The 19,425-nt window shown below is 62.8% G+C and carries 20 protein-coding genes; 10 read left to right on the top strand and 10 right to left on the bottom strand.

The features are described 5' to 3' along the window. Positions 1–92 precede the first annotated feature (92 nt). The 3 genes from HS968_RS14225 to efp all read left to right on the top strand — a co-directional run bounded on the left by HS968_RS14225 (position 93) and on the right by efp (position 2,160). On the top strand, positions 93–299 hold the full coding sequence (locus HS968_RS14225) for a hypothetical protein (protein WP_106740729.1): 207 nt from the start codon (positions 93–95) through the stop codon (positions 297–299). A gap of 108 nt (positions 300–407) precedes the next feature. Then, positions 408–1,550, top strand: coding sequence for an elongation factor P maturation arginine rhamnosyltransferase EarP (gene earP / locus HS968_RS14220; protein WP_182366586.1), 1,143 nt, complete (start codon positions 408–410; stop codon positions 1,548–1,550). 34 nt (positions 1,551–1,584) lie between these two features. Continuing rightward, positions 1,585–2,160, top strand: coding sequence for an elongation factor P (gene efp / locus HS968_RS14215; RefSeq protein WP_119691468.1), 576 nt, complete (start codon positions 1,585–1,587; stop codon positions 2,158–2,160). A gap of 174 nt (positions 2,161–2,334) precedes the next feature. Here the strand turns inward: efp and HS968_RS14210 are convergent, their stop codons facing one another. After that, positions 2,335–3,294: a LysR family transcriptional regulator gene (locus HS968_RS14210; RefSeq protein ID WP_182366584.1), complete on the bottom strand. Its 960-nt coding sequence runs from the start codon at positions 3,292–3,294 to the stop codon at positions 2,335–2,337. Between the two features lie 100 nt (positions 3,295–3,394). Here HS968_RS14210 and HS968_RS14205 point away from each other — a divergent pair, with 100 nt between their 5' ends. Continuing rightward, complete coding sequence (locus tag HS968_RS14205) at positions 3,395–4,159, top strand: sulfite exporter TauE/SafE family protein (RefSeq protein WP_182366582.1); 765 nt, start codon at positions 3,395–3,397, stop codon at positions 4,157–4,159. Here HS968_RS14205 and HS968_RS14200 read toward each other — a convergent pair. Beyond that, on the bottom strand, positions 4,154–5,008 hold the full coding sequence (locus HS968_RS14200) for a LysR substrate-binding domain-containing protein (protein WP_106740741.1): 855 nt from the start codon (positions 5,006–5,008) through the stop codon (positions 4,154–4,156). The two genes, HS968_RS14205 and HS968_RS14200, sit on opposite strands and share 6 nt — an antisense overlap. Before the next feature lie 97 nt (positions 5,009–5,105). Between HS968_RS14200 and HS968_RS14195 the strand changes: the two genes are divergently transcribed. The 4 genes from HS968_RS14195 (at position 5,106) to HS968_RS14180 (ending at position 8,123) form a co-directional block, all read left to right on the top strand. Then, a complete protein-coding gene (locus HS968_RS14195) occupies positions 5,106–5,330 on the top strand; it encodes a DUF1127 domain-containing protein (protein ID WP_119691465.1) in 225 nt (74 codons plus the stop codon). A gap of 23 nt (positions 5,331–5,353) precedes the next feature. Next, entirely contained in the window at positions 5,354–6,298 is a 945-nt protein-coding gene (locus HS968_RS14190) for a DMT family transporter (protein ID WP_182366580.1), read from the top strand. Between the two features lie 26 nt (positions 6,299–6,324). Next, positions 6,325–6,771 (top strand): DUF3291 domain-containing protein, encoded by a 447-nt coding sequence (locus tag HS968_RS14185; RefSeq protein ID WP_182366578.1) that lies wholly within the window; start codon positions 6,325–6,327, stop codon positions 6,769–6,771. A gap of 158 nt (positions 6,772–6,929) precedes the next feature. Further along, positions 6,930–8,123 carry a winged helix-turn-helix domain-containing protein gene (locus HS968_RS14180; protein ID WP_182366576.1) on the top strand — a complete coding sequence of 398 codons (1,194 nt, stop codon included), beginning with the start codon at positions 6,930–6,932 and terminating at the stop codon, positions 8,121–8,123. Here HS968_RS14180 and HS968_RS14175 read toward each other — a convergent pair. The 8 genes from HS968_RS14175 to HS968_RS14140 all read right to left on the bottom strand — a co-directional run bounded on the left by HS968_RS14175 (position 8,120) and on the right by HS968_RS14140 (position 16,489). Continuing rightward, positions 8,120–8,509 carry a lysozyme inhibitor LprI family protein gene (locus tag HS968_RS14175; protein WP_182366574.1) on the bottom strand — a complete coding sequence of 130 codons (390 nt, stop codon included), beginning with the start codon at positions 8,507–8,509 and terminating at the stop codon, positions 8,120–8,122. The two genes, HS968_RS14180 and HS968_RS14175, sit on opposite strands and share 4 nt — an antisense overlap. Before the next feature lie 51 nt (positions 8,510–8,560). Continuing rightward, positions 8,561–9,316, bottom strand: coding sequence for a metalloprotease LoiP (loiP, locus tag HS968_RS14170; RefSeq protein WP_182366572.1), 756 nt, complete (start codon positions 9,314–9,316; stop codon positions 8,561–8,563). Positions 9,317–9,482: 166 nt separating this feature from the next. Next, a complete protein-coding gene (locus HS968_RS14165) occupies positions 9,483–10,829 on the bottom strand; it encodes a class II 3-deoxy-7-phosphoheptulonate synthase (protein WP_182366571.1) in 1,347 nt (448 codons plus the stop codon). Positions 10,830–10,913: 84 nt separating this feature from the next. Continuing rightward, positions 10,914–12,707, bottom strand: coding sequence for an N-acyl-D-amino-acid deacylase family protein (locus HS968_RS14160; RefSeq protein ID WP_182366569.1), 1,794 nt, complete (start codon positions 12,705–12,707; stop codon positions 10,914–10,916). Then, positions 12,704–13,444: a sulfite exporter TauE/SafE family protein gene (locus HS968_RS14155; protein ID WP_179624828.1), complete on the bottom strand. Its 741-nt coding sequence runs from the start codon at positions 13,442–13,444 to the stop codon at positions 12,704–12,706. The genes HS968_RS14160 and HS968_RS14155 overlap by 4 nt, the downstream gene beginning before the upstream one ends. Further along, positions 13,444–14,226, bottom strand: coding sequence for an SDR family NAD(P)-dependent oxidoreductase (locus HS968_RS14150; RefSeq protein WP_182366567.1), 783 nt, complete (start codon positions 14,224–14,226; stop codon positions 13,444–13,446). Before HS968_RS14150 ends, HS968_RS14155 begins: the two co-directional genes overlap by 1 nt. Further along, the gene (locus tag HS968_RS14145; RefSeq protein WP_182366565.1) at positions 14,226–15,158 is read right to left on the bottom strand and encodes a bile acid:sodium symporter family protein; all 933 of its coding nucleotides are present in this window, start codon (positions 15,156–15,158) and stop codon (positions 14,226–14,228) included. The genes HS968_RS14150 and HS968_RS14145 overlap by 1 nt, the downstream gene beginning before the upstream one ends. A gap of 2 nt (positions 15,159–15,160) precedes the next feature. Then, positions 15,161–16,489, bottom strand: a complete 1,329-nt coding sequence (locus HS968_RS14140; RefSeq protein WP_182366562.1) for a flavin-containing monooxygenase — start codon at positions 16,487–16,489, stop codon at positions 15,161–15,163. Positions 16,490–16,625: 136 nt separating this feature from the next. On the opposite strand from HS968_RS14140, the gene HS968_RS14135 reads away from it, so the two are divergent. Together HS968_RS14135 and HS968_RS14130 are read left to right on the top strand one after the other, a co-directional pair. Further along, positions 16,626–17,405, top strand: a complete 780-nt coding sequence (locus HS968_RS14135; RefSeq protein WP_119691452.1) for a spermidine synthase — start codon at positions 16,626–16,628, stop codon at positions 17,403–17,405. 319 nt (positions 17,406–17,724) lie between these two features. Continuing rightward, entirely contained in the window at positions 17,725–19,416 is a 1,692-nt protein-coding gene (locus tag HS968_RS14130) for a DEAD/DEAH box helicase (protein ID WP_119691451.1), read from the top strand. The last annotated feature ends 9 nt before the right edge of the window (positions 19,417–19,425 follow it).

Genomic DNA, 19,425 nt, shown 5'->3' with positions numbered 1-19,425 from the left:
CCATGGTCACTATCGAAAGCACTGATTTCTGTCTGACGAGGCATCGGCCTAATGTTGACCTCAACGCAGATTGAGTTGGATTGGAGGTCGTGATGTCCCGTATCGATGTGGTTTCCCTAGTTGGTAGCGCCGTACCGGCTGAGCTCAGATCAGATGGTCATATGGCGTGCTGGCTGCTGATGGTCGATGGTCAGCCCAAAGCCGGCCCCTTCGCTTCCCGTGAGGCCGCGCTGGCTTGCCAAGCCGTCTGGCTGCTTAGCAGTGCCGTTCGCCGTGAGGGCGATTCGCTGCTGGCCTGATTCACCGTTTTACCCCGCGCTCGCTCCAGCGCTCCCCTTGGCCCGCCTCTGGCGGGCTTTTTCTTGTCTGCCGGTTAGAATGGCGATCATTTTTTGAAGGGGCGTAGCGTGGCCAGGTGGGACATCTTCTGCAGCGTAGTGGACAACTACGGCGATATTGGCGTGACCTGGAGGCTTGCACGGCAACTGGCGGCCGAGCAGGGTCATTCGGTGCGTCTGTGGGTCGATGATTTGGCTTCCTTCGTGCGCTTGTGTCCAGCGGCCAGTAGTGATGCTGAGTGCCAGCACTGGCGTGGTGTCGAAGTCCGCCGCTGGGCGGAGCCGTTCCCCATAGTGGAGCCGGCCGAGGTGGTGATCGAGGCCTTCGCCTGCCAGTTACCGTCTTCATATGTCGCGGCGATGACCGCCAGTGGCACCCGGCGCCTCTGGCTGAATCTGGAGTACCTCAGCGCCGAGGATTGGGTCGCGGGCTGCCATGGCTTGCCATCGCCGCAGTCGGGCGGGTTACAGAAATTCTTCTTTTTCCCTGGTTTCGTGGAGGGTACTGGCGGATTGCTGCGTGAGGCTGACCTGTTGCCGCGACGTGATGCGTTTCAGGGCGACGAACAGGCACAGCAGGCTTTTCTGCAGTCATTCGGCGTTGTGCGTGAGGCAGGCGCGCGGCTGATTTCCTTGTTCGCTTACGAGAATCCGGGGTTGGCGAAATGGCTCGATGCGCTGGCAGCTGACTTGCAGCCAACTCAATTGTTGGTGCCGCAGGGCAAGATTCTGGCGGACTTGCAAGCCTGGCTTGGTGAGACGCAACTGGCGCCTGGTGACAACCGTCGGCGCGGCAATCTGCAGATCCATGTGCTGCCTTTCGTTGCGCAGGATGATTATGACCGCCTGCTGTGGTGCTGTGACCTCAATGCGGTACGTGGCGAGGACTCGTTCATTCGTGCGCAATGGGCGGGGCGGCCGCTGCTCTGGCATATCTATCCGCAGGAAGAGGGCGCGCATTGGGACAAGCTCGATGCTTTTATGGCGCTTTATAACGTCGGTTTGATGCCGGAAGCAGCTGCCGCGCAGGCCGGGTTGTGGCGGGCGTGGAATGCAGGCGAAGGGATGGAAACGGCCTGGCCCGCGCTTCTCGACACTTGGCCGGTACTGCAACGGCATGCCGAGCAGTGGTGCGATCAGCAGGCCGCTCGGGTAGATCTTGCCACGGCGCTGGAACAGTTTTACCGAAATTGGCTATCATACGCGGCCTAGATTTCTGTACCTCCCGCATATTTCGGATATCCGCATGAAAACTGCACAAGAAATGAGAGTCAACAGCGTGGCCCTGATCGATGGCCAGCCGTGGCTGATCCAGAAGGCCGAGTTCACCAAGTCCGGCCGTAACAGCGCCATCGTCAAGATGAAGCTGAAGAATCTGCTCAACGGCTCCAAGACCGAGACCGTCTACAAAGCCGACGACAAGATGGAGCCGGTGATTCTCGAGCGCAAGGAAGTGAACCTGTCCTACATCAGCGGTGAGGACTACGTGTTCATGGATCCGGAGTACAACTCCTACGAACTGCGTGCCGAAGATCTGGAAAGCGTTCTGCCGTTCATCGAAGAAGGCATGAGCGACGTCTGCGAAGCCGTGTTCTTCGAAGGCAAAGTGATCTCCGTTGACCTGCCGACCACCATCGTGCGTCAGGTTGTCTACACCGAGAACGCTGCTCGTGGTGATACCTCCGGTAAGGTGATGAAGCCTGCCAAGCTGCGCAACGGTACCGAGATCAAGGTCGCCGAGTTCGTCGATATCGACGACTGGATCGAGATCGACACCCGTGACGGTTCCTACAAGGGCCGCACCCAGGCGCCGCAAGCCTAAGCTTGAGCGTCACGAAAAACCCGGCCTTGGTGCCGGGTTTTTTATGCCTGACTCAGGGGCTCTAGGGAGTTTTCCCACGGCGAGCTCGCGGCTGAAGCCGCTCCTACGTGATATGCGGATCGGTGGGGTCAGCCATGGAGAAAGCCCGTGCTCAATACACGGGGCACTCAGCCGTCATGGCTGGGTGGCCAGGCTTGCCTGTAGTGCCTGATCCCAGGGTGGCGGAAAGCCGAAGCGCTGCTTGAGGAAACTCAGCAGCAGGCGCGTGCGCGGGCTGGCTTCGCGCTCCAGACGCAAGGCGTAGATGCTAACCGGCTCGGCGGCTGGCAGCCCCTGTTCGCAGAACAGCGGGATCAGCTCGCCACGCTGCAAGTGCTCGCTGCTCATCCAGGTGGGCAGGTGAGCCACGCCGAGGCCGGCAAGGGCGCTGAACAGCAGGGTTTCGGCGTTGTTGCTGGTCTGGCGCAGGCGTTTGGGTTTGCACTGCTGCAGCTTGCCGTCGACTTCGAAGCGCCAGGCGTAGGGCGGTGCCAGGCTGTCCCAGTCGAGGCCGTCGTGCTGTTCCAGCTCCAGCGGGCTGCGCGGGATGCCGCGGCGGCGCAGGTAGTCCGGGCTGGCGCAGACGATGCGGGTCATCGACGCCAGCGGCGTGGCGACCAGGCGGCTGTCCGGCAGCGGGCCGATGCGTACGACGATATCCACTTCACCGAGGTGCTCGCCTTGCAGGTCGATGAAGCTGTCGATCAGGCGCAATTGCACGTCCAGGCCCGGATTGGCGCCGAGAAACTCGGCAATCGCCGGTGCCAGATGGCGTCGACCGAAAGGCGAGGGCGCGTCGATGCGGATTAGTCCTTCCGGTGCGCTGCTCAGCGATACCGCCTCGGCACGTGCCAGATGCAGTTCGGCGAGGATGCGTCTGGCGCGTTCGGCAAACGCCAAGCCTGCCGGAGTGACGCGCACGGCATGAGTGTTGCGGCTGAACAGTACGCTCCCCAATGCGCGTTCCAATGCGTCGATGCGCCGCGCAACCGCCGAGGGTGTGAGTGGATGGCGCCTGGCAGCTGCGGAGAAACTGCCGGTTTCCAGCACGTCGAGGAAGAGTTCCAACTGGTTGGTCAGAGCATCGGGGTTCATGGTTACCTGCTTATGCGTAATCAGCAAAGCCATTGTGCGTTGCTGTGCGTTTCCGCGCTAGCCGCGACTGATTAACATGCGCCCACTGTCTGGAGGTGCCATGAATCTGTTCGATCTGTTTCTGAATCTGTTGCTCGGTCTGAGCCTGGGAACCCTGGGCGGGCTGTTCGGGATTGGCGGTGGGCTGATCGCCATTCCGGTGCTGGGTGTGTTGTTCGGCCTGGATCAGCAATTGGCGCAGGGCACCGCTCTGGTCATGGTGGTGCCGAACGTGATGCTGGCGCTGTGGCGTTACCATCAGCGCAATCGTATCGACCCCCGACATGCTTTGCTGCTCGGCGTGAGCAGCTTCTTCTGCGCCTGGCTGGCATCGTTGTACGCGGTGGAACTGGACTCGCGCACCATGCGCTGGGCCTTCGTTGGTTTCCTGCTGGCGCTGGTGACCTACAACCTGTTGCGCATGTTGATGGCCCAGGCGCCGGCCAGCGGCACGCTACGTCATCACTGGGGTTGGCTGGGGGCGCTGGGCGGGGTGTCCGGCGCGATGGGGGGCTTGTTTGGCGTCGGCGGCGCGGTAGTGGCGACGCCGGTGCTGACCAGTGTGTTCGGCACCACCCAGGTGGTGGCACAGGGGCTGTCACTCTCTCTGGCGCTGCCCAGCACCGGGATTACGTTGTTTACCTACGCGCTGCACGATCACGTCAACTGGTGGATGGGCGTGCCGCTGGCTATTGGCGGCCTGCTCAGTATCAGTTGGGGGGTGCGTCTGGCGCATTCGCTGCCGGAGCGCCTGCTGCGCAGTCTGTTCTGCGGTTTCCTGCTGGTTTGTGCGTTGCTGCTGGGGTTGGAATCCGGCGGTCTATAGACGAAAACCTTCGACGATATGATCGGCCAGGCACTCGGTGACAGGGGACTGGCTGCTCTCGTTACGCAGCAGCACGATGCTGGTCAGTGGCAGCAGGGGCAGGCCTTCGGCTTCACCGAGGATGCGCAGATCCGGGGTGATCAGACTTTGCAGCTGTGCGGTGACGGCCAAGCCGGCGCGCACCACGGCGAACAGTGCCGACAGGCTGGGGCTGGTGTAGGCGATACGGTAGGGGCGGCCCATCGCATCCAGTGCGTTGCAGGCCCATTCCCGGCAGAAACAATCGGCGTTGAACATGGCCAGCGGCATGGGGTTCTGCTCGTGCGGGCAGAAGCCCTGAGCCACGGCCCAGGCGAAGCGTTCCTGGCGCAGCAGTTGGCCGATCTCCTTGCCAGGCTGACGGGTGACGATGGTCAGATCCAGATCCTGGCGCAGCAGCAGTTGGCCCGATGGTTCGCAATGCACCTCCACCTGCACCAGCGGATAGGCCTGGGCGAAGCGCGAGAGAATCTCCGGTAGAAAGCGCATCACGTAGTCATCCGGCGTGCCGATACGCACGGCGCCGACCATATGTGGCTCGCGCAGGGTATTGAGCACTTCGCCGTGCAGCTTGAGAATGCGCCGCGCATAACCCAGCAGCACCTGGCCTTCGGGCGTCAGTCGCACCTGGCGGCCGTCACGTTCGAACAGTGCGCGTTGCACCACGTCTTCCTCCAGCCGTTTCATCTGCATGCTCACGGCCGATTGGGTGCGATTGACTGTTTCCGCGGCGCGGGTGAAACCACCGGTGTCGGCAATGGCAACGAAGCTGCGCAGCAATTCGGTATCAATACTGGGGTGGAAGGCCATTCATCAATCCTCGAGATGGATTCCATAAGAAACATTCGTTGGATTGATCTTAAGCGCGACATGACACTGATGCCAACCCCACAGGGAGGGCATCGAGATGAAAGGTCAGAAAGGTTATGCGTTGGTTCAGGCTATCCATTTCGAACGTCTGCCGTCATTGGCTGGCGTGTGGCGTATGCTGCGGCGCTGGCGTCAGCTGGCACGCGAGCGTGGACAATTGGCGCGACTGGATGGTGCGGCGTTGAAGGATCTGGGTCTGTCCCGTGCCGATGTGTTGCAAGAGGCCGAGCGGCCGTTCTGGGATGATCCGTTGAGTAAGTGAGTGACAATGACTGGAGTTGTTGAATGACCGCGGTACGCAAGGGCGCCGATTTTTTCCTGTTCCAGCTGATGATGCTGTTATGCGCCATCTGGGGCAGTCAGCAGGTGGCGATCAAGCTGGCCGCGGACGATATTGCGCCCATGCTGCAGGTGGCCTTGCGCTCCGGCATCGCCGCTGTGCTGGTTGGCTTGCTGCTGCTGTGGCAGCGCGGATGGCGTGAATGGGTCAGCTCGACATGGCTGGCCGGATTGCTGGCAGGCGTGTTGTTCGCGCTGGAGTTCTTCTTCATCGCCCTTGGCCTGCGTTACACCACGGCTTCGCATATGGCGGTATTCCTCTACACCGCACCGATCTTCTCGGCGCTTGGGCTGCACTTCATGTTGCCCAGTGAGCGCCTGCGCCGCCTGCAATGGCTGGGTATCGGCTTGTGTTTCGGCGGGGTGGTGATGGCATTTGGCGTCGGTGGCAACTGGGCCGAGGTTGACCTCAGCATGCTGCTCGGCGATGCGCTGGGTCTGTGTGCGGGTATGGCCTGGGGCGCTACCACGGTGGTGGTGCGTGGCTCACGCCTGTCGGAAGCGCCGGCCGGGCTGACACTGTTCTATCAACTGACTGTGGCGTTCGTGCTGCTGCTTGCTTACGCCTTGGCGGTAGTCGACCTCGGCCAGTTGCGTTGGAGCCCGGTGGCCATTGCCAGCATCCTGCTGCAGGGCGTAGTGGTGTCGTTCTTCAGCTATCTGGCCTGGTTCTGGCTATTGCGCCGCTACCTGGCCTCGAACATGGCGGTGTTCTCGTTCATGACGCCGCTGTTTGGCGTCAGCTTCGGCGTGCTAGTGCTGGACGAGCCGCTGACGTTGAGTTTCATCATTGGTGCCGCGCTGGTGCTGTCCGGGATCACCCTGGTCAGCAGCGAGGCTTGGCTGCGTCGGCGTCTGGCTGACTGGCGCGGCTTGCCGCAACAACCCTGAGTATTCGCCTGCAAGGAGGCTGGAAATTGTCCGCCTATCATTTGGCCCAACTGAATATCGCCTGGATGAAAGCGCCGCTGGAGTCGCCGGAGATGGCCGATTTCGTCGCCAATCTGGAGCGCATCAATGCGCTGGCCGAAGGTTCGCCAGGTTATGTCTGGCGCCTGCAGGACGAAGCAGGCGATGCCACGACGATCCGCCCGTTCGGTGACGAGGTGCTGGTCAACATGTCGGTCTGGGAGGATGTGCAGTCGCTCAGCGACTACGTTTACAAGTCCGCGCACACCGAGATGCTCAAGCGGCGCCGCGAATGGTTCGAGCGTGTCGAGCAGGCGCATCAGGTGTTGTGGTGGGTGCCGGCCGGGCACCAACCTGGCGTGGTCGAAGCGGCCGAACGCCTGGAGCATCTGCGTGAGCATGGCGCGACGGTGCAGGCCTTTACCTTTCGTCATGCGTTCGCGGCACCGGCCTAAGGTCACCTCTAAAAACTACCTGCGTTGTCATCGCTGCGTTAAAAACAGGCTCAGAATGCTCATTTACAATCCGTAAACTGCGCTTCTTCGCCTGTTTTTGCCTTGCGCTGACTGCCTCGCCTACGTTTTTAGAGGTGCCCCTGATAGGCTGAGTCGCCATGACACTCTCTCTTTCTCTCGCTGAAGCGCGCCGTCTGGCCCTGGTAGCACAGGGCTTCGGGCGTACGCCGCGCGGGGCGATCGCCCACAAGCAGTTGCAGGTACAGATCGAGCGACTTGGCGTGCTGCAGATCGACTCGGTCAACGCGTTGGTGCGTTCGCACTATCTGCCAGCGTTTTCCCGCCTTGGCCATTACCAGGCTGAACACCTCGATGAGCTGGCCTGGGGCCGCGCGCGGCGCCGGCGTTTGTTCGAGTACTGGGGGCATGAGGCGTCACTGTTGCCGCTTGAGCTTTACCCGCTGCTGCGTTGGCGTATGCGCCGGGCTGCGGATGGGCAGGGCATCTACAGCCAACTGGCGAAGTTCGGTGTGGAGCGACGCGATGCGATAGACCGCGTATTACAAACCGTGCGCGAGCGTGGCGCGTTGGGCGCTGGCAGTCTTTCCACTCGTACCGAAAAGGCCGGACCCTGGTGGGACTGGAGCTCGGAAAAGACGGCGCTGGAATGGCTGTTCGCGGCAGGCGAGGTGACGGTTGCCGGGCGGCGCGGCTTCGAGCGGCTGTACGACCTGCCGGAGCGGGTCATTCCTGCTGATTATCTGAATCACGCCGATCTCGAGGAAGACGAAGCGCAGCGCCGCCTGTTGCTGCGTTCGGCCGATGCGCTGGGTGTGGCGACCGAGAGGGATCTGCGCGACTACTATCGCCTGGATGCCTCCGACAGCAAACTTCGTATCGCTGAGCTGGTGGAAGCGGGCGAGTTGTTGCCCGTTGCGGTGCAGGGCTGGCGGCAGTTGGCCTATTGTCGGGGCGAGGCGCGCATCCCTCGGCGCGTGCGCCACAGCGCGCTGCTGTCGCCTTTCGACTCCTTGATCTGGGAGCGCGAGCGCACCGAGCGGCTGTTCGGTTTTCGCTATCGACTGGAGATCTACACCCCGCAGGCCAAGCGCGTGTACGGCTACTACGTGCTGCCATTCCTGCATCACGAGCGTTTGCTGGCGCGGGTGGATTTGCGCAGCGAGCGGGCGGCCGGTCGCCTGGCAGTGCATGCCGTGCATCTGGAGGAGGCGGTGCTAAGCGAAGAGGCGCGCCTGGCACTGGGTGACTCGCTGCGCGCGCTAGCGCACTGGCTGGGTCTGGATGAGGTGTGGCTGGCGCCGGGTGTCAGTCTGCGTGGGCTGCTTGGCTAACCGCCGTTATCCAACAGAAATTTCAGTTCATCGACGCGCTGGATGTTCAACTGCATCGGGCAGGTGTAGTACATCGGTGAGCCGACATGTTTGCCCTGCAGGTCGCATTGGCCGTTGCGGTAGATCAGCCAGGCTTTCTGCGCCTCTTCCAGTTGCCGGGCATCTTCCGGAGCGCTTTCCTGCAGCTTGAGGAAAAGCTGCTGGTAGACGCGATTCATCTCCTTCTTCACCGCTTCCGATACGCCCTCGGCGCAGCCAGCGACGCTGGCGTTGTTGATCATCCCGCTGGCGTCCAGGCAGGCCTGGTACCGTTGGTCGTAGTCGGCCCAGCTGCTGCACGGCAGGATCAGCAATAGCGGTATCAGGTGTTTACGCAGGGCTGGCATGGCAGTTTTCCAATGAAACAGGGGCTGCCGGGCAGCCCCTGAGCGTCGTGCTTACTTGGCGGCCAGGCGGGTGCGCATGTTGTTGGCGCGATCCGTGGAGCCCGGGTGCGAGGAGAACATGCTGCTCTCGCCGCCGCCCAGCTTGGCCAGCTTCTCGAACGCGGTGACCAGGCCTTCACGCGGAATGTTGCGCTGGGTCAGCAGGTCGAAGGAGAAGTTGTCGGCAGAGGTTTCCTGGCTTTGCGAGAACTGTGCGTTGACCAGCTGCTCGCCCAGTTCACCGAGCTGCGAGGCGGACAGCGCGGCGACGGTGCCGTTGCCCGATGCTGCGGCGGCGTTGCGAGCGGCGGCGGTGGCGTAGGCGGTCTGCATGGCCTTCTTGGTGTGGCCGAGGGCGACGTGGCCGATCTCGTGGCCGAGCACGCCTTCCACTTCGTTGTCGGTCATCAGATCCATCAGGCCGCTGTAGACGCGTACGCAGCCGTTGGCCATGGCCCAGGCGTTGACTTCGTCGGCCTGGTAGACCTTGTAGTTGATCGGTGTGCCGTTGATCTGATGGCCAAGGTTGTTGGCGATCTTGTCCAGGCGCTTGGTGTACGGGCTGCTCGGACCGGCGACGTTGGCCGCGGCGTCCATTTCGGCGCAGGCCTGGTCGGACATGCTCTTCACTTCGGCGTCGCTGAGGGTTGCGGCCTGTACGGCCATCAGGCCGGATTGCAGCATGGCGTCAGGGGACATGTTCTGGCAGCCGGTCAGCAGAACGGCGCTGGAGAGGGCGAAAGCGGAGAGGGTGGTGCGCAGTTGCATGGATCATCGTCCTTGTTGGAGGTGTTGGCCGCGAGTCCTTTCCGGCTGGGGAACGTCGTTTGGCGCCCATTTGGGTGGGCTCGCGATGGGCCGGCATTATGCCGGATAACGCACAAAAGAAGTGCGAGCTTGTTCGCGCCCTGGCCAGTGGCCAGGGCGCGAATCGTCAGCGGCGTACCTGCTTCAGCGTCTCGGCGATCATGAAAGCCAGCTCCAGGGATTGGTCGGCATTCATGCGTGGGTCGCAGTGCGTGTGATAGCGGTCGGAGAGGCCGTCCTCGGTGATCGGACGCGAGCCACCAATGCACTCGGTGACGTTCTGCCCGGTCATCTCGATATGAATACCGCCGGCATAGGTGCCTTCGGCCTGGTGCACGGCGAAGAACTGGCGAACTTCGCTGAGAATCTGCGCGAAATCACGGGTCTTGTAGCCGCTGCTGGCCTTGATGGTGTTGCCGTGCATCGGGTCGGAGCTCCACAGCACCTGGCGGCCTTCGCTCTGCACCTTGCGCAGCAGGCGCGGGAAGTGCGCTTCGACCTTGTCCGCGCCCATACGCACGATCAGGTTCAGGCGGCCCGGATCGTTGTCCGGGTTGAGCGCATCGATCAGGCGGATCAGCTCGTCCGGATCCATGCTCGGGCCGACCTTCACGCCGATGGGGTTCTCGATGCCGCGCATGAATTCGACATGGGCGCCGTCCAGTTGGCGGGTGCGGTCGCCAATCCACAGCATGTGCGCGGAGCAGTCGTACCAGCGGCCGGTAAGGCTGTCGCGACGTACGAAGGCCTCTTCGTAGTTCAGCAACAGCGCTTCGTGGGCAGTGAAGAAGCTGGTTTCCCGCAGTTGCGGCGCGCTGTCCATGCCCACGGCGCGCATGAAGGCCAGGGTTTCGTCGATGCGCCCGGCGAGCTGGTGGTACTTTTCTGCCAGCGCCGAGTTGGCAATGAAATCCAGGTTCCACTGATGCACCTGATGCAGGTCGGCGAAACCGCCCTGGGCAAAGGCGCGCAGCAGGTTGAGACTGGCGGTGGCCTGGTGATAGGCCTGCATCAGGCGCTCGGGGTCGGGCACGCGGCTGGCGAGGTCGAAACCGATGCCGTTGACGATGTCGCCGCGATAGGCGGGCAGGGTGACGCCGTCGATGGTTTCCTCGCCGGAGGAGCGTGGCTTGGCGAACTGCCCGGCCATGCGCCCGACTTTCACCACCGGGCAACCGGCGGCAAAGGTCATGACGATGGCCATCTGCAGCAGCACCTTGAAGGTGTCGCGGATTTTCGCGGCGGAAAATTCGGCGAAGCTTTCCGCGCAGTCGCCACCTTGCAGCAGGAAAGCGCGACCCTGAGTGACCTCGGCGAACTGACGGCGCAGCTCGCGCGCCTCGCCAGCGAACACCAGCGGCGGGTAGCCTGCCAGCGTCTGCTCGACACGACTGAGGTGGGTGGCGTCAGGGTATTCGGGCTGCTGCTGGATGGGTTTTACCCTCCAGCTATCGGGGCTCCAGGCGTGCGACATGCGGTGTCTCTAACGGTTGATCAGGCGGAGGCGCATGGTAACCGATAAGCCCTGAGACCCGTACGGGTATCGCAGTGCCTCGAGTTACGAGGCAGGAGCCGGATCGAAGTCGCGTACCGGCGCTTGCCGCGGCAGAACATCGCGAGCAGGCAGGAAGCGCCCGTAACCCTGTACCTTGCCCAGATCTTCCGGATATTCCAGGCCACGGCGGTAGGCGATACGGCCATTGATCAAGGTCAGTTCGACCGCCGCATCGTTGCGTTTGACCACTCGCACCAAGCCGAGTACCTCCATCGGTGCTTCATGCAGTTCGTCCAGCGTGTCGTCGAGGCCGGTGGGGTCGATCAGCACCAGATCGGCGCGATCCCCGACTCGCAGGTAGCCGGCATCGACACCGATGAAGTCCGCCAGCTCGCCGCTGCAACGGCGTACGGCCTGGCCTAGCTCCATGAACGACTCGCCGGCCAGGTCGGCGTCCCGTACGTATTTGAGAAAGCGCAGCGGGAAGTTGTACTGGGCGATGGAGCGCAGGTGCGCGCCGGAGTCGGCGAAGCCGGGGTGTGTCCAGGGGCTTGCCAGCAGTTTGCGCATGATCGCTTCGCGCTGGTTGCCGTAGCAGGTCGTCCATTTCAGCGCCTCGCGGTATTGGCAGGCCAGTTCGAAATAGGCATCCACCGCGTCCAGGCCTCGGGCCTGGCCCAGTTGCTTGAAGTTCTTGCCGACCAGGCTGGCATCCGGGCATTCGGTTACCCAGCAATCGGAGAAGTCACGGTGCCAAAGGCCCTTGGTCAGCACCGCCTTGACCTGTTTCTTGAACAGGGCGCGGAACTCGGGCTCCTTGACCTTGGCGTAGAGCTCGTCCGGATCCTTGATGTTGCGCAGGATCTCGCCAGCGCCGAATTCCTCGAAAGCGTTCACGTTGAGCCCTTCCAGGCGCAGGGTGAAGGGCGCCGGCAGGGTCTGCCAGCGGAAATGACCGCGCAACACCTTGTTCGCCAGCCAGCCGGATAGGCGCGTGAAACGATGCAGCAGTGGCTGCGATTTGAGATCCAGGGCGGTGAGCATGGTGCACTTGAGCGGTTTCCTGAACCAGCCATGGGCCTGCCAGAGGAAGGCGAACACGTTGACCTTGGTCACCGCGTTGGGCGCTCCCTGCAGCACGGCGCCACGACGGCGGAGCACGGCGAACAGGCGGGAGAACTCCTTCCAACTGGCGAAGGTGGAGGGCAGCGGGCTGGACCAGGCACGGTCGCCATCCATCTTGTCCAGCCGGGTGGTCATCACCGACAGGCCGATGCAGCCGGCATCCAGCGCTTCTTCGAGCAACTGCTGCATGCGGGCGAGTTCGGCTTCGCTCGGCGTCACTCGGCTGGTGGCGCGCTCCAGGCCCATCACCGCCACGCGTAGTTCGGAATGACCGAGAAAGGAGTTGACGTTCGGCCCCAGTGGCAGTTGGTCATAAAAGGCGCGATAACCGGCAGCGTCACGCCAGGTTTTCTTCTCCTGCAGGATCGGCAGCACGTACTCGCGCGGTACCGCTTCGACGCGGGTGAACAGGTCAGAGCAGTCCTCGGCATCGGCCAGCACCATGCTGATCGAGCAGGAGCCGATGGTCACGCTGGTGACGCCGTGGCGCACCGATTCTTTCAGCGCCGGCGCGGCGATCACTTCGGCGTCGTAGTGCGAGTGAATTTCCAGAAAACCGGGGGTGATCCATTTGCCGCCAGCATCGATCACGTGCGGGCAATCGCGCTCATCCAGCGGGCTGAGGCTGAGCGTATCGACCTTGCCGTCCTTGATGCCGATATGGCGCACCGTGCCGGGGGCGCCGGTGCCGTCGAAGTACAGGCCGTTGTTGATGATGATGTCGTAGCTCATGGCAATCTCCAGGGCGCCAGCAGCAGGATGCCGGTGACCAGCAGCAGGATGTAGATGGCAATGCGGAAATGACGCTCGTCGACGCGTCGGTGCAGGCGTTCGCCCAGCCATATGCCAAGCAGCAGGAGCGGGGCGTAGCTGAGAACCTGCGGTAGCGCTGGCAGCAGACGGCCGTCGAGCAGAAAGGCGATAGTGAGCAGGCTGTTGAGGGTGAACCAGACGGTTACCAGGGTGGCGCGCAACCGTGCCTTGTCCAGATGAGTGCCGGCCAGGCCATAGACCAGCAGCGGGCCGCCCGAGGCGAACAGGCCATGACTGAGTCCTGCGGCCAGGGTAATGCAGCGAGTCAGCCAGGTTGGGCGTACCGTCAGCGCATGGTTCTGGCGCAGGCGCCACAGTTCACGGCCGGCAAACCAGACGATGAGTGCGCCGAAAGCGACCTTCAGTATCTGGGTGTCCAGATACGCCAGCAGCCAGTAGCCGAGCAGGGTGCCGACGACCATGCCGGGCAGCAGAGTGCCGAGCAGCAGGCGACGGTCGATCAGTCTCCAGTGGCGGTGCACCAGATAGCCGGTCATGCAGATGTTCAGCGGTACCAGAATCGGCAACAGCTGATCGATGGGTAGCAGCAATGCACCGAGCGACAGGGCGATGACCACGCTGCCGAAACCGGTGATGGCCTCAAGGGTGTAGGCCAGCAGGATAAAGGCGCCGAGCGCATAGGGAGCCAGCGCCATCAGCTCATCTCCCCGGCGAAGCGCTGGCTCATCTTGCGGTAATACAGACCGGGTGCCAGGCGCCATAGCAGACTGGCCAGCCAACTGCCGCGATCCGGAAACAGTCGTTCGCGACGACGATCGAGCGCATCGAGGATCAGGTGCGCCATCCAGTCGGCGCCACGGATCTTGCCGATGGTCGAGCGTGCATGGTCAGCGGGTTGGCCGTCGCCACCCAGTGCGTTGCGGTCGATAGGCGTATCGAGAAAGCTCGGATAGACCATCAGCAGACCAATGCCGTCACGGCTGATTTCCGCCCGCAGCACTTCGAAGGCCTGGCTCAGTGCGCTTTTCGCCGCGCAATAACCGGCGCGGCCGAGCAGCGGCATCCAGCCGGCCATGGAGCCGACGGCGACCACCTGGCCGCGGCTCTCGCGCAGCAGTGGCAGGGCTGCCAGGGTCAGCTCCAGGGGTGCGTGGTAATCCACCGCCATGACCTTGCGAAAGACCGCCGGGGTGGTTGCTACGGTCGGTGATCGATGGGTGATGCCGGCGTTGTTGATCAGCAGGTCGAGGCGGCCGAAGCGCGCCTGGCAGGCCTCGACAAGCTGCCTGTGCAGGTCTGGATCGGTGATATCGCCAGCGAGACCATGGGTACGGGCATCGCCCAGTTCGGCCAGGCGTGGAGCCAGGCCGGGCGCATCGATATCGGTGAGCAGCAGTGCGTCGCCACGGGCATGACAGGCGCGCGCCAGTTGCCAGCCGAGGCCGCTGGCGGCCCCGGTGATCAGGGTGACACGCATCAGGCTTCTCCGGGCTGGGCGGCAGGTGCCTGTGTCTGTGCAGGCGCGGGTGGGCGGCGTGACCAGAACCAGGCCAGGCTCAGCCCCGATACCAAATGCCAGCAGCCCCAGAACGCGGCTATCAGCAGCATGCCGCCGGCCTGCGGAAAGAAGGTGAAGATGATCACTAGCCCCAGTGCCGAATTCTGGATGCCGGTTTCCAGAGTCACCGCACGTTGATCCGCTTCGTTGAGGCCGGCCAGGCGTGCACTGAAGTAGCCAATCAACAACGCCAGCAGGTTGTGCCCCACCACCAGCCAGAAGAACAGGTGGAAGTGGCTGACGAACTGATCCAGGTTACGGCTGAAGGCCAGGGCGACGAACCCCAGCATCACGCACAGGCTGAACAGGCGCAGTGGTTTTTCCACACGCAGGGCCAGCAGCGGGAAGCGTCTGCCGATTGCCATGCCGACGACCAGCGGCACGCCGAGCACCAGTACCACCAACAGCAGCAGGCCCAGCGGGTCGATATCGATTTCAGTCAGCAGCGGTCGGGTATAGGGGTTCAGCCAGGAGTAGAGGGCAAAATTGAACGGTGTCAGCACGCTGGCAGCAAGGCTGGACACTGCGGTCATGCTCACCGAAATCGCCACGTTGCCGCGGGCCATCCAAGTCATGATGTTGGAGAAGCTGCCGCCAGGGCAGGCCGCGACCAGTATCATGCCCAGTGCCAGCTCCGGCGGGATGCGCAGCAGCCAACAGGCCAGGCAGGTCATTGCCGGTAGCAGCAGGAACTGCGCTAACAGGCCGATGACCGGCGCCTTGGGCGAGCGCACGATGCGGCGAAAATCCTCGGCGCACAGATCCAGGGAAACGCCGAACATCATCAGGGCGACGATGAGGTTGATCAGTACCAGGCTGCTGGGGTCGAAGGCAATCTTGATCGGTTCCATGTTCAGGCCTCCTGGGTGGCTGGTACGCCACCTTCAGCCAGCTCGCGGCGCAGCGCCGCGGTATGGCTGGCAATGCGTTTACGGTAGCTGTCCTTGTGCACGTAGTAGGCCATGCGCTCCAGCTCCAGGTACTGGTAACCGCCGTCCAGGCGTTGGCCCGCCTGTTCTCGAATAGTTTGGCGCAACGCCTGCGCCGCCGGGCTGCCAGCCTGTAACTGGCGGATATACAGGGCCACCAGTTCGGCCTGCTCGTCACGGCCCTGCCAGCCCAGGCCGGAAGCCTCGACCATGCCGAGCATGAACAGGTCGTCGTGTTCAGGATGAAAGACGTTGAGGTACAGCTGTGGCGCACCAGCGCCTTCCGGCCAGTTCAGCTCGCTGCGCGCGATGAAGGGGTAGTCGAGCTTGTAGCCGGTGGCCATCAGGATCAGGTCGTAATCCGCCTGTTCGCCATTGGCGAAGGACACGCGCTGGCCGTTCACCGCGGTGATATCACCACGGGGGCGGATATCACCATGGCCAATGTGGTGCAGCACCAGCGAGTTCATCACCGGGTGTGATTCGTACAGGCGATAGTCCGGGTCTGGCAGGCCGTATTGCGAAGGTTTGCCAACCAGCGCGCGCACCAGCAGGCCGTCGACCAGTTGTTTGAGTCGACGCGGCAGCTTGATCGCACCGCCGAAGGTGTCGGTCGGCTTGCCGAGAATGAACTTGGGCAGGAAGTGGTAGCCGCGACGTACCGAAAGATCCACGGCCGCAGCGCGGTGCGCGGCGTCCACGGCGATATCGCAGGCCGAGTTGCCGCAGCCGACCACCAGCACCCGCTTGCCGGCAAACAGGTCGGCGTTCTTGTAGGCGCTGGAGTGCAGCACCTCGCCGCTGAAGTCGCCCGGTAACTGGGGCAGGTTGGGCGTATGCAGCGTGCCATTGGCGATCAGTACACCATCGAAACGCCATTCGCGCTGCTCGCCATTGCGTTCACTGATCAGTTTCCAGCCCTGATCCAGGCGCTGCAGCTGCACCACGCGGGTATCGAACTGATAGTGATCGTAGAGGCGAAACTGCCTGGCGTAGTCGCGAAAATAGCGACGCATCTCGCTGTGGTGCGGGTAGGGCGCCACTTCGGCGCGCATGGGAAATTCGCTGAACTCGGTGGTGCCCTTGGAAGAGATCAGGTGCGCCGAGTGGTACATGGTGCTGTGCGGGTTATCGATGTCCCACAACCCGCCGACATCGCTGTGCAGTTCGAAACCGACGAAGTCGATCCCTTGTTTCTTCAATTGCCGGGCCGTGCACAGGCCCATGGGGCCGGCACCTATGATGGCGTACATGGCGATCCTCGTTATTGTTATGAGTAGCAGCGCAAGTGGTGGAATTATTGCGTGACCGGGGGCGGCTGCTTCAATGACAATCGGCGCCTTTAGCCCGCCACTTCTGGTGCGGGATGTCACTGTTGGAGACGGATCGATGCCAGGTTTGCCGCCGGACGACGAGATGCAGAAGCTGGACGAAGTGCTGCTGGCCGAGGTTCGCGATGCTTTCGGGGTGATCCGCGTGGTGCAGATCGGCGCCTACCGTTTCCTCGAATTCGGTGATGCCATCGAGCAGAGCTGCGTGTTTCAGGGCGATCCGAGCTGGCTCGAGTACGACTACACCCGTGCCATGCTGCTTGGCGCGCTGTGCCACGATGCGCCGGAAACCGCACTGTTCCTCGGTCTCGGCGCCGGCAACCTGACCCAGGCCTGCCTGAAGTTCCTGCCGCTCGAAGATGTCGAGGCCATCGAACTGCGTCCGGACGTACCGCGTCTGGCCATGGAGTTTCTTGGTCTGGATGACGACCCACGGCTGACCATTCGTATCGGCGACGCCGTCGAGTTGCTGGACAGCGCAGAAACCGCTGATCTGATCTTTCTCGATCTCTACACCGATCAGGGGCCCGGTGTCGGTCATCTGGCCTGGCGCTTTCTCGAACGCTGTCGGGAAAAACTCAATCCCGGCGGTTGGCTGATCATCAACCAGTGGGCCGGCAATGACGGCAAGCCGCTTGGTGCGGCGCTGCTGCGTGGGCTCTACCACCGGCACTATTGGGAGTGCCCGGTGAAGGAGGGCAACGTGGTGCTGTTGATCCCGGCGGAGCTTGATCAACGCATGGATCTCGGGCGTCTGCAGGCCCGTGCTGGCGAGCTGGCCCCACGTCTGGGTTATTCGCTGCAGCCGCTGATCGCGGCCTTGCGCCCGGCTACCTGATACGCCGCCCGGCGTAAAAACTACGAAAAGCTCTAGAAAAGCCTCTTTGGGTGGCGTGTAGGGATAAAAAACAGCACCTTGGTCAGGAATTTCCGGTATGATGCGCGCCGGCCAATTCTCTGGCCACGTTCAGGTAGTGCAACTCGCCCGGGAAATTAACTCCCGGCAGCCAGTCCCCAGCGGACTATCCTTGACGATTCACTTTCATCACGTTTTCGCAAATCCCCGCCGACCAGGCTGCCAGGGTGACCCAAAAGGTCTTACACGGCATGCGCAGCTTTGGAACATGGGTCTTTGCGGATGCACTTGAGGCAGACCCATGACCCAGGAAATCGGCGGCTTCGCCGCGCTCGGACTTCACCCCAATATTCTCGCCGCTCTGACCGCCGTTGGTTACGAAGAGCCGTCCCCGATCCAGTCGCAGGCCATTCCGGTGATCCTCGCCGGCCACGACATGATCGGCCAGGCACAGACCGGTACCGGTAAGACCGCCGCCTTCGCACTGCCGCTGCTGTCGAAGATCGACCCGGCCAAGCGTGAGCCGCAGGTGCTGATTCTGGCGCCGACTCGCGAGCTGGCCCTGCAGGTGGCTACCGCTTTCGAAACCTACTCCAAGCAGATGCCTGGCCTGAATGTGGTCGCCGTGTATGGCGGCGCACCGATGGGCCCGCAACTCAAGGCCATTCGCCAGGGCGCCCAGGTGATCGTCGCCACGCCTGGCCGTCTGGTCGACCACCTGCGTCGTGACGAGAAAGTGCTGTCCACCATTCAGCACCTGGTTCTCGACGAAGCCGACGAAATGCTCAAGCTGGGCTTCATGGATGACCTCGAAGTGATCTTCGAAGCCATGCCGGAAAGCCGTCAGAGCGTGCTGTTCTCCGCGACGCTGCCGCACTCGATTCGCGCCATCGCCGAGAAGCACCTGCGCGAGCCGCAGCACATCAAGATCGCTGCCAAGACCCAGACCGTCTCGCGTATCGAGCAGGCGCACCTGATGATCCATGCCGATCAGAAGACCAACGCCGTACTGCGCCTGCTGGAAGTCGAAGAGTTCGACGCGCTGATCGCCTTCGTGCGCACCAAGCAGGCCACCCTGGATCTGGCCAGCGCCCTGGAAGCCAAAGGCTACAAGGCGGCTGCGCTGAACGGCGACATCGCCCAAAACCAGCGTGAGCGCGTGATCGACTCGCTCAAGGACGGTCGTCTGGACATCGTCGTGGCAACCGACGTGGCCGCCCGTGGTATCGACGTACCGCGCATTACCCACGTATTCAACGTCGACATGCCGTACGACCCGGAGTCCTACGTGCACCGTATCGGCCGTACCGGCCGTGCTGGTCGTGATGGCCGCGCACTGCTGCTGGTAACGCCGCGTGAGCGCCGCATGCTGCAAGTGATCGAGCGTGTCACCGGGCAGAAGGTCGGTGAGGTCAAGCTGCCGAACGCCCAACAAGTGCTCGATGCGCGCATCAAGAAGCTGACTTCTTCGCTGGCGCCGCTGGTTGCTGATGCCGAAGCCAGCCATGGTGACCTGCTCGACCGCCTGACCGCCGATATCGGCTGTAGCCCGCGCGCCCTGGCCGCGGCCCTGCTGAAGAAGGCTACCAATGGCCAGGCGCTGGATCTGGCTACCGTCGAGCGCGAGCAGCCGCTGGTGCCGGGTGTTGGTGGCGCTCCGCGCGAACGTCGTGAGCGTGACAGCGAGCGTAGCGATCGTGGTGGCGAGCGCGGCGAATACCGCGAGCGTCGTGCGCCGGTACCGCTGGCCGAAGGCCGTGTGCGTTGCCGCACCGCGCTGGGTACTCGCGACGGCATCGCCGCGAAGAACCTGCTGGGCGCCATTCTCAATGAAGGTGGTCTGGCTCGCGAAGCCATCGGTCGTATCCAGATCCGTGAGACCTTCAGCCTGGTCGAACTGCCGGAAGACGGCCTGGATCGCCTGCTGGGCAAGCTCAAGGACACCCGCGTTGCCGGCAAAGCCCTGAAGCTGCGTCGCTACCGCGAGGATTGATAGGCCTGG

This window comes from Pseudomonas berkeleyensis (genome assembly GCF_014109765.1).
GTDB lineage: Bacteria > Pseudomonadota > Gammaproteobacteria > Pseudomonadales > Pseudomonadaceae > Aquipseudomonas > Aquipseudomonas berkeleyensis.
Note: the sequence above shows the minus strand (reverse complement) of the source record. Positions and strands in the feature narration are given on the sequence as shown.

What these genes read in the sequence shown, in the direction of transcription:
- HS968_RS14140 (WP_182366562.1), bottom strand. Translation starts at nt 16,489, where the DNA reads ATGTACGCCATCATAGGTGCCGGCCCCATGGGCCTGTGCACGGCCCGG.
- HS968_RS14200 (WP_106740741.1), bottom strand. Translation starts at nt 5,008, where the DNA reads ATGGCCTTCCACCCCAGTATTGATACCGAATTGCTGCGCAGCTTCGTT.
- HS968_RS14150 (WP_182366567.1), bottom strand. Translation starts at nt 14,226, where the DNA reads ATGCGTGTCACCCTGATCACCGGGGCCGCCAGCGGCCTCGGCTGGCAA.
- HS968_RS14210 (WP_182366584.1), bottom strand. Translation starts at nt 3,294, where the DNA reads ATGAACCCCGATGCTCTGACCAACCAGTTGGAACTCTTCCTCGACGTG.
- HS968_RS14165 (WP_182366571.1), bottom strand. Translation starts at nt 10,829, where the DNA reads ATGTCGCACGCCTGGAGCCCCGATAGCTGGAGGGTAAAACCCATCCAG.
- HS968_RS14155 (WP_179624828.1), bottom strand. Translation starts at nt 13,444, where the DNA reads ATGGCGCTGGCTCCCTATGCGCTCGGCGCCTTTATCCTGCTGGCCTAC.
- HS968_RS14180 (WP_182366576.1), top strand. Translation starts at nt 6,930, where the DNA reads ATGACACTCTCTCTTTCTCTCGCTGAAGCGCGCCGTCTGGCCCTGGTA.
- HS968_RS14190 (WP_182366580.1), top strand. Translation starts at nt 5,354, where the DNA reads ATGACCGCGGTACGCAAGGGCGCCGATTTTTTCCTGTTCCAGCTGATG.
- HS968_RS14175 (WP_182366574.1), bottom strand. Translation starts at nt 8,509, where the DNA reads ATGCCAGCCCTGCGTAAACACCTGATACCGCTATTGCTGATCCTGCCG.
- HS968_RS14225 (WP_106740729.1), top strand. Translation starts at nt 93, where the DNA reads ATGTCCCGTATCGATGTGGTTTCCCTAGTTGGTAGCGCCGTACCGGCT.
- HS968_RS14130 (WP_119691451.1), top strand. Translation starts at nt 17,725, where the DNA reads ATGACCCAGGAAATCGGCGGCTTCGCCGCGCTCGGACTTCACCCCAAT.
- HS968_RS14135 (WP_119691452.1), top strand. Translation starts at nt 16,626, where the DNA reads ATGCCAGGTTTGCCGCCGGACGACGAGATGCAGAAGCTGGACGAAGTG.
- loiP (WP_182366572.1), bottom strand. Translation starts at nt 9,316, where the DNA reads ATGCAACTGCGCACCACCCTCTCCGCTTTCGCCCTCTCCAGCGCCGTT.
- HS968_RS14160 (WP_182366569.1), bottom strand. Translation starts at nt 12,707, where the DNA reads ATGAGCTACGACATCATCATCAACAACGGCCTGTACTTCGACGGCACC.
- HS968_RS14195 (WP_119691465.1), top strand. Translation starts at nt 5,106, where the DNA reads ATGAAAGGTCAGAAAGGTTATGCGTTGGTTCAGGCTATCCATTTCGAA.
- efp (WP_119691468.1), top strand. Translation starts at nt 1,585, where the DNA reads ATGAAAACTGCACAAGAAATGAGAGTCAACAGCGTGGCCCTGATCGAT.
- HS968_RS14205 (WP_182366582.1), top strand. Translation starts at nt 3,395, where the DNA reads ATGAATCTGTTCGATCTGTTTCTGAATCTGTTGCTCGGTCTGAGCCTG.
- HS968_RS14145 (WP_182366565.1), bottom strand. Translation starts at nt 15,158, where the DNA reads ATGGAACCGATCAAGATTGCCTTCGACCCCAGCAGCCTGGTACTGATC.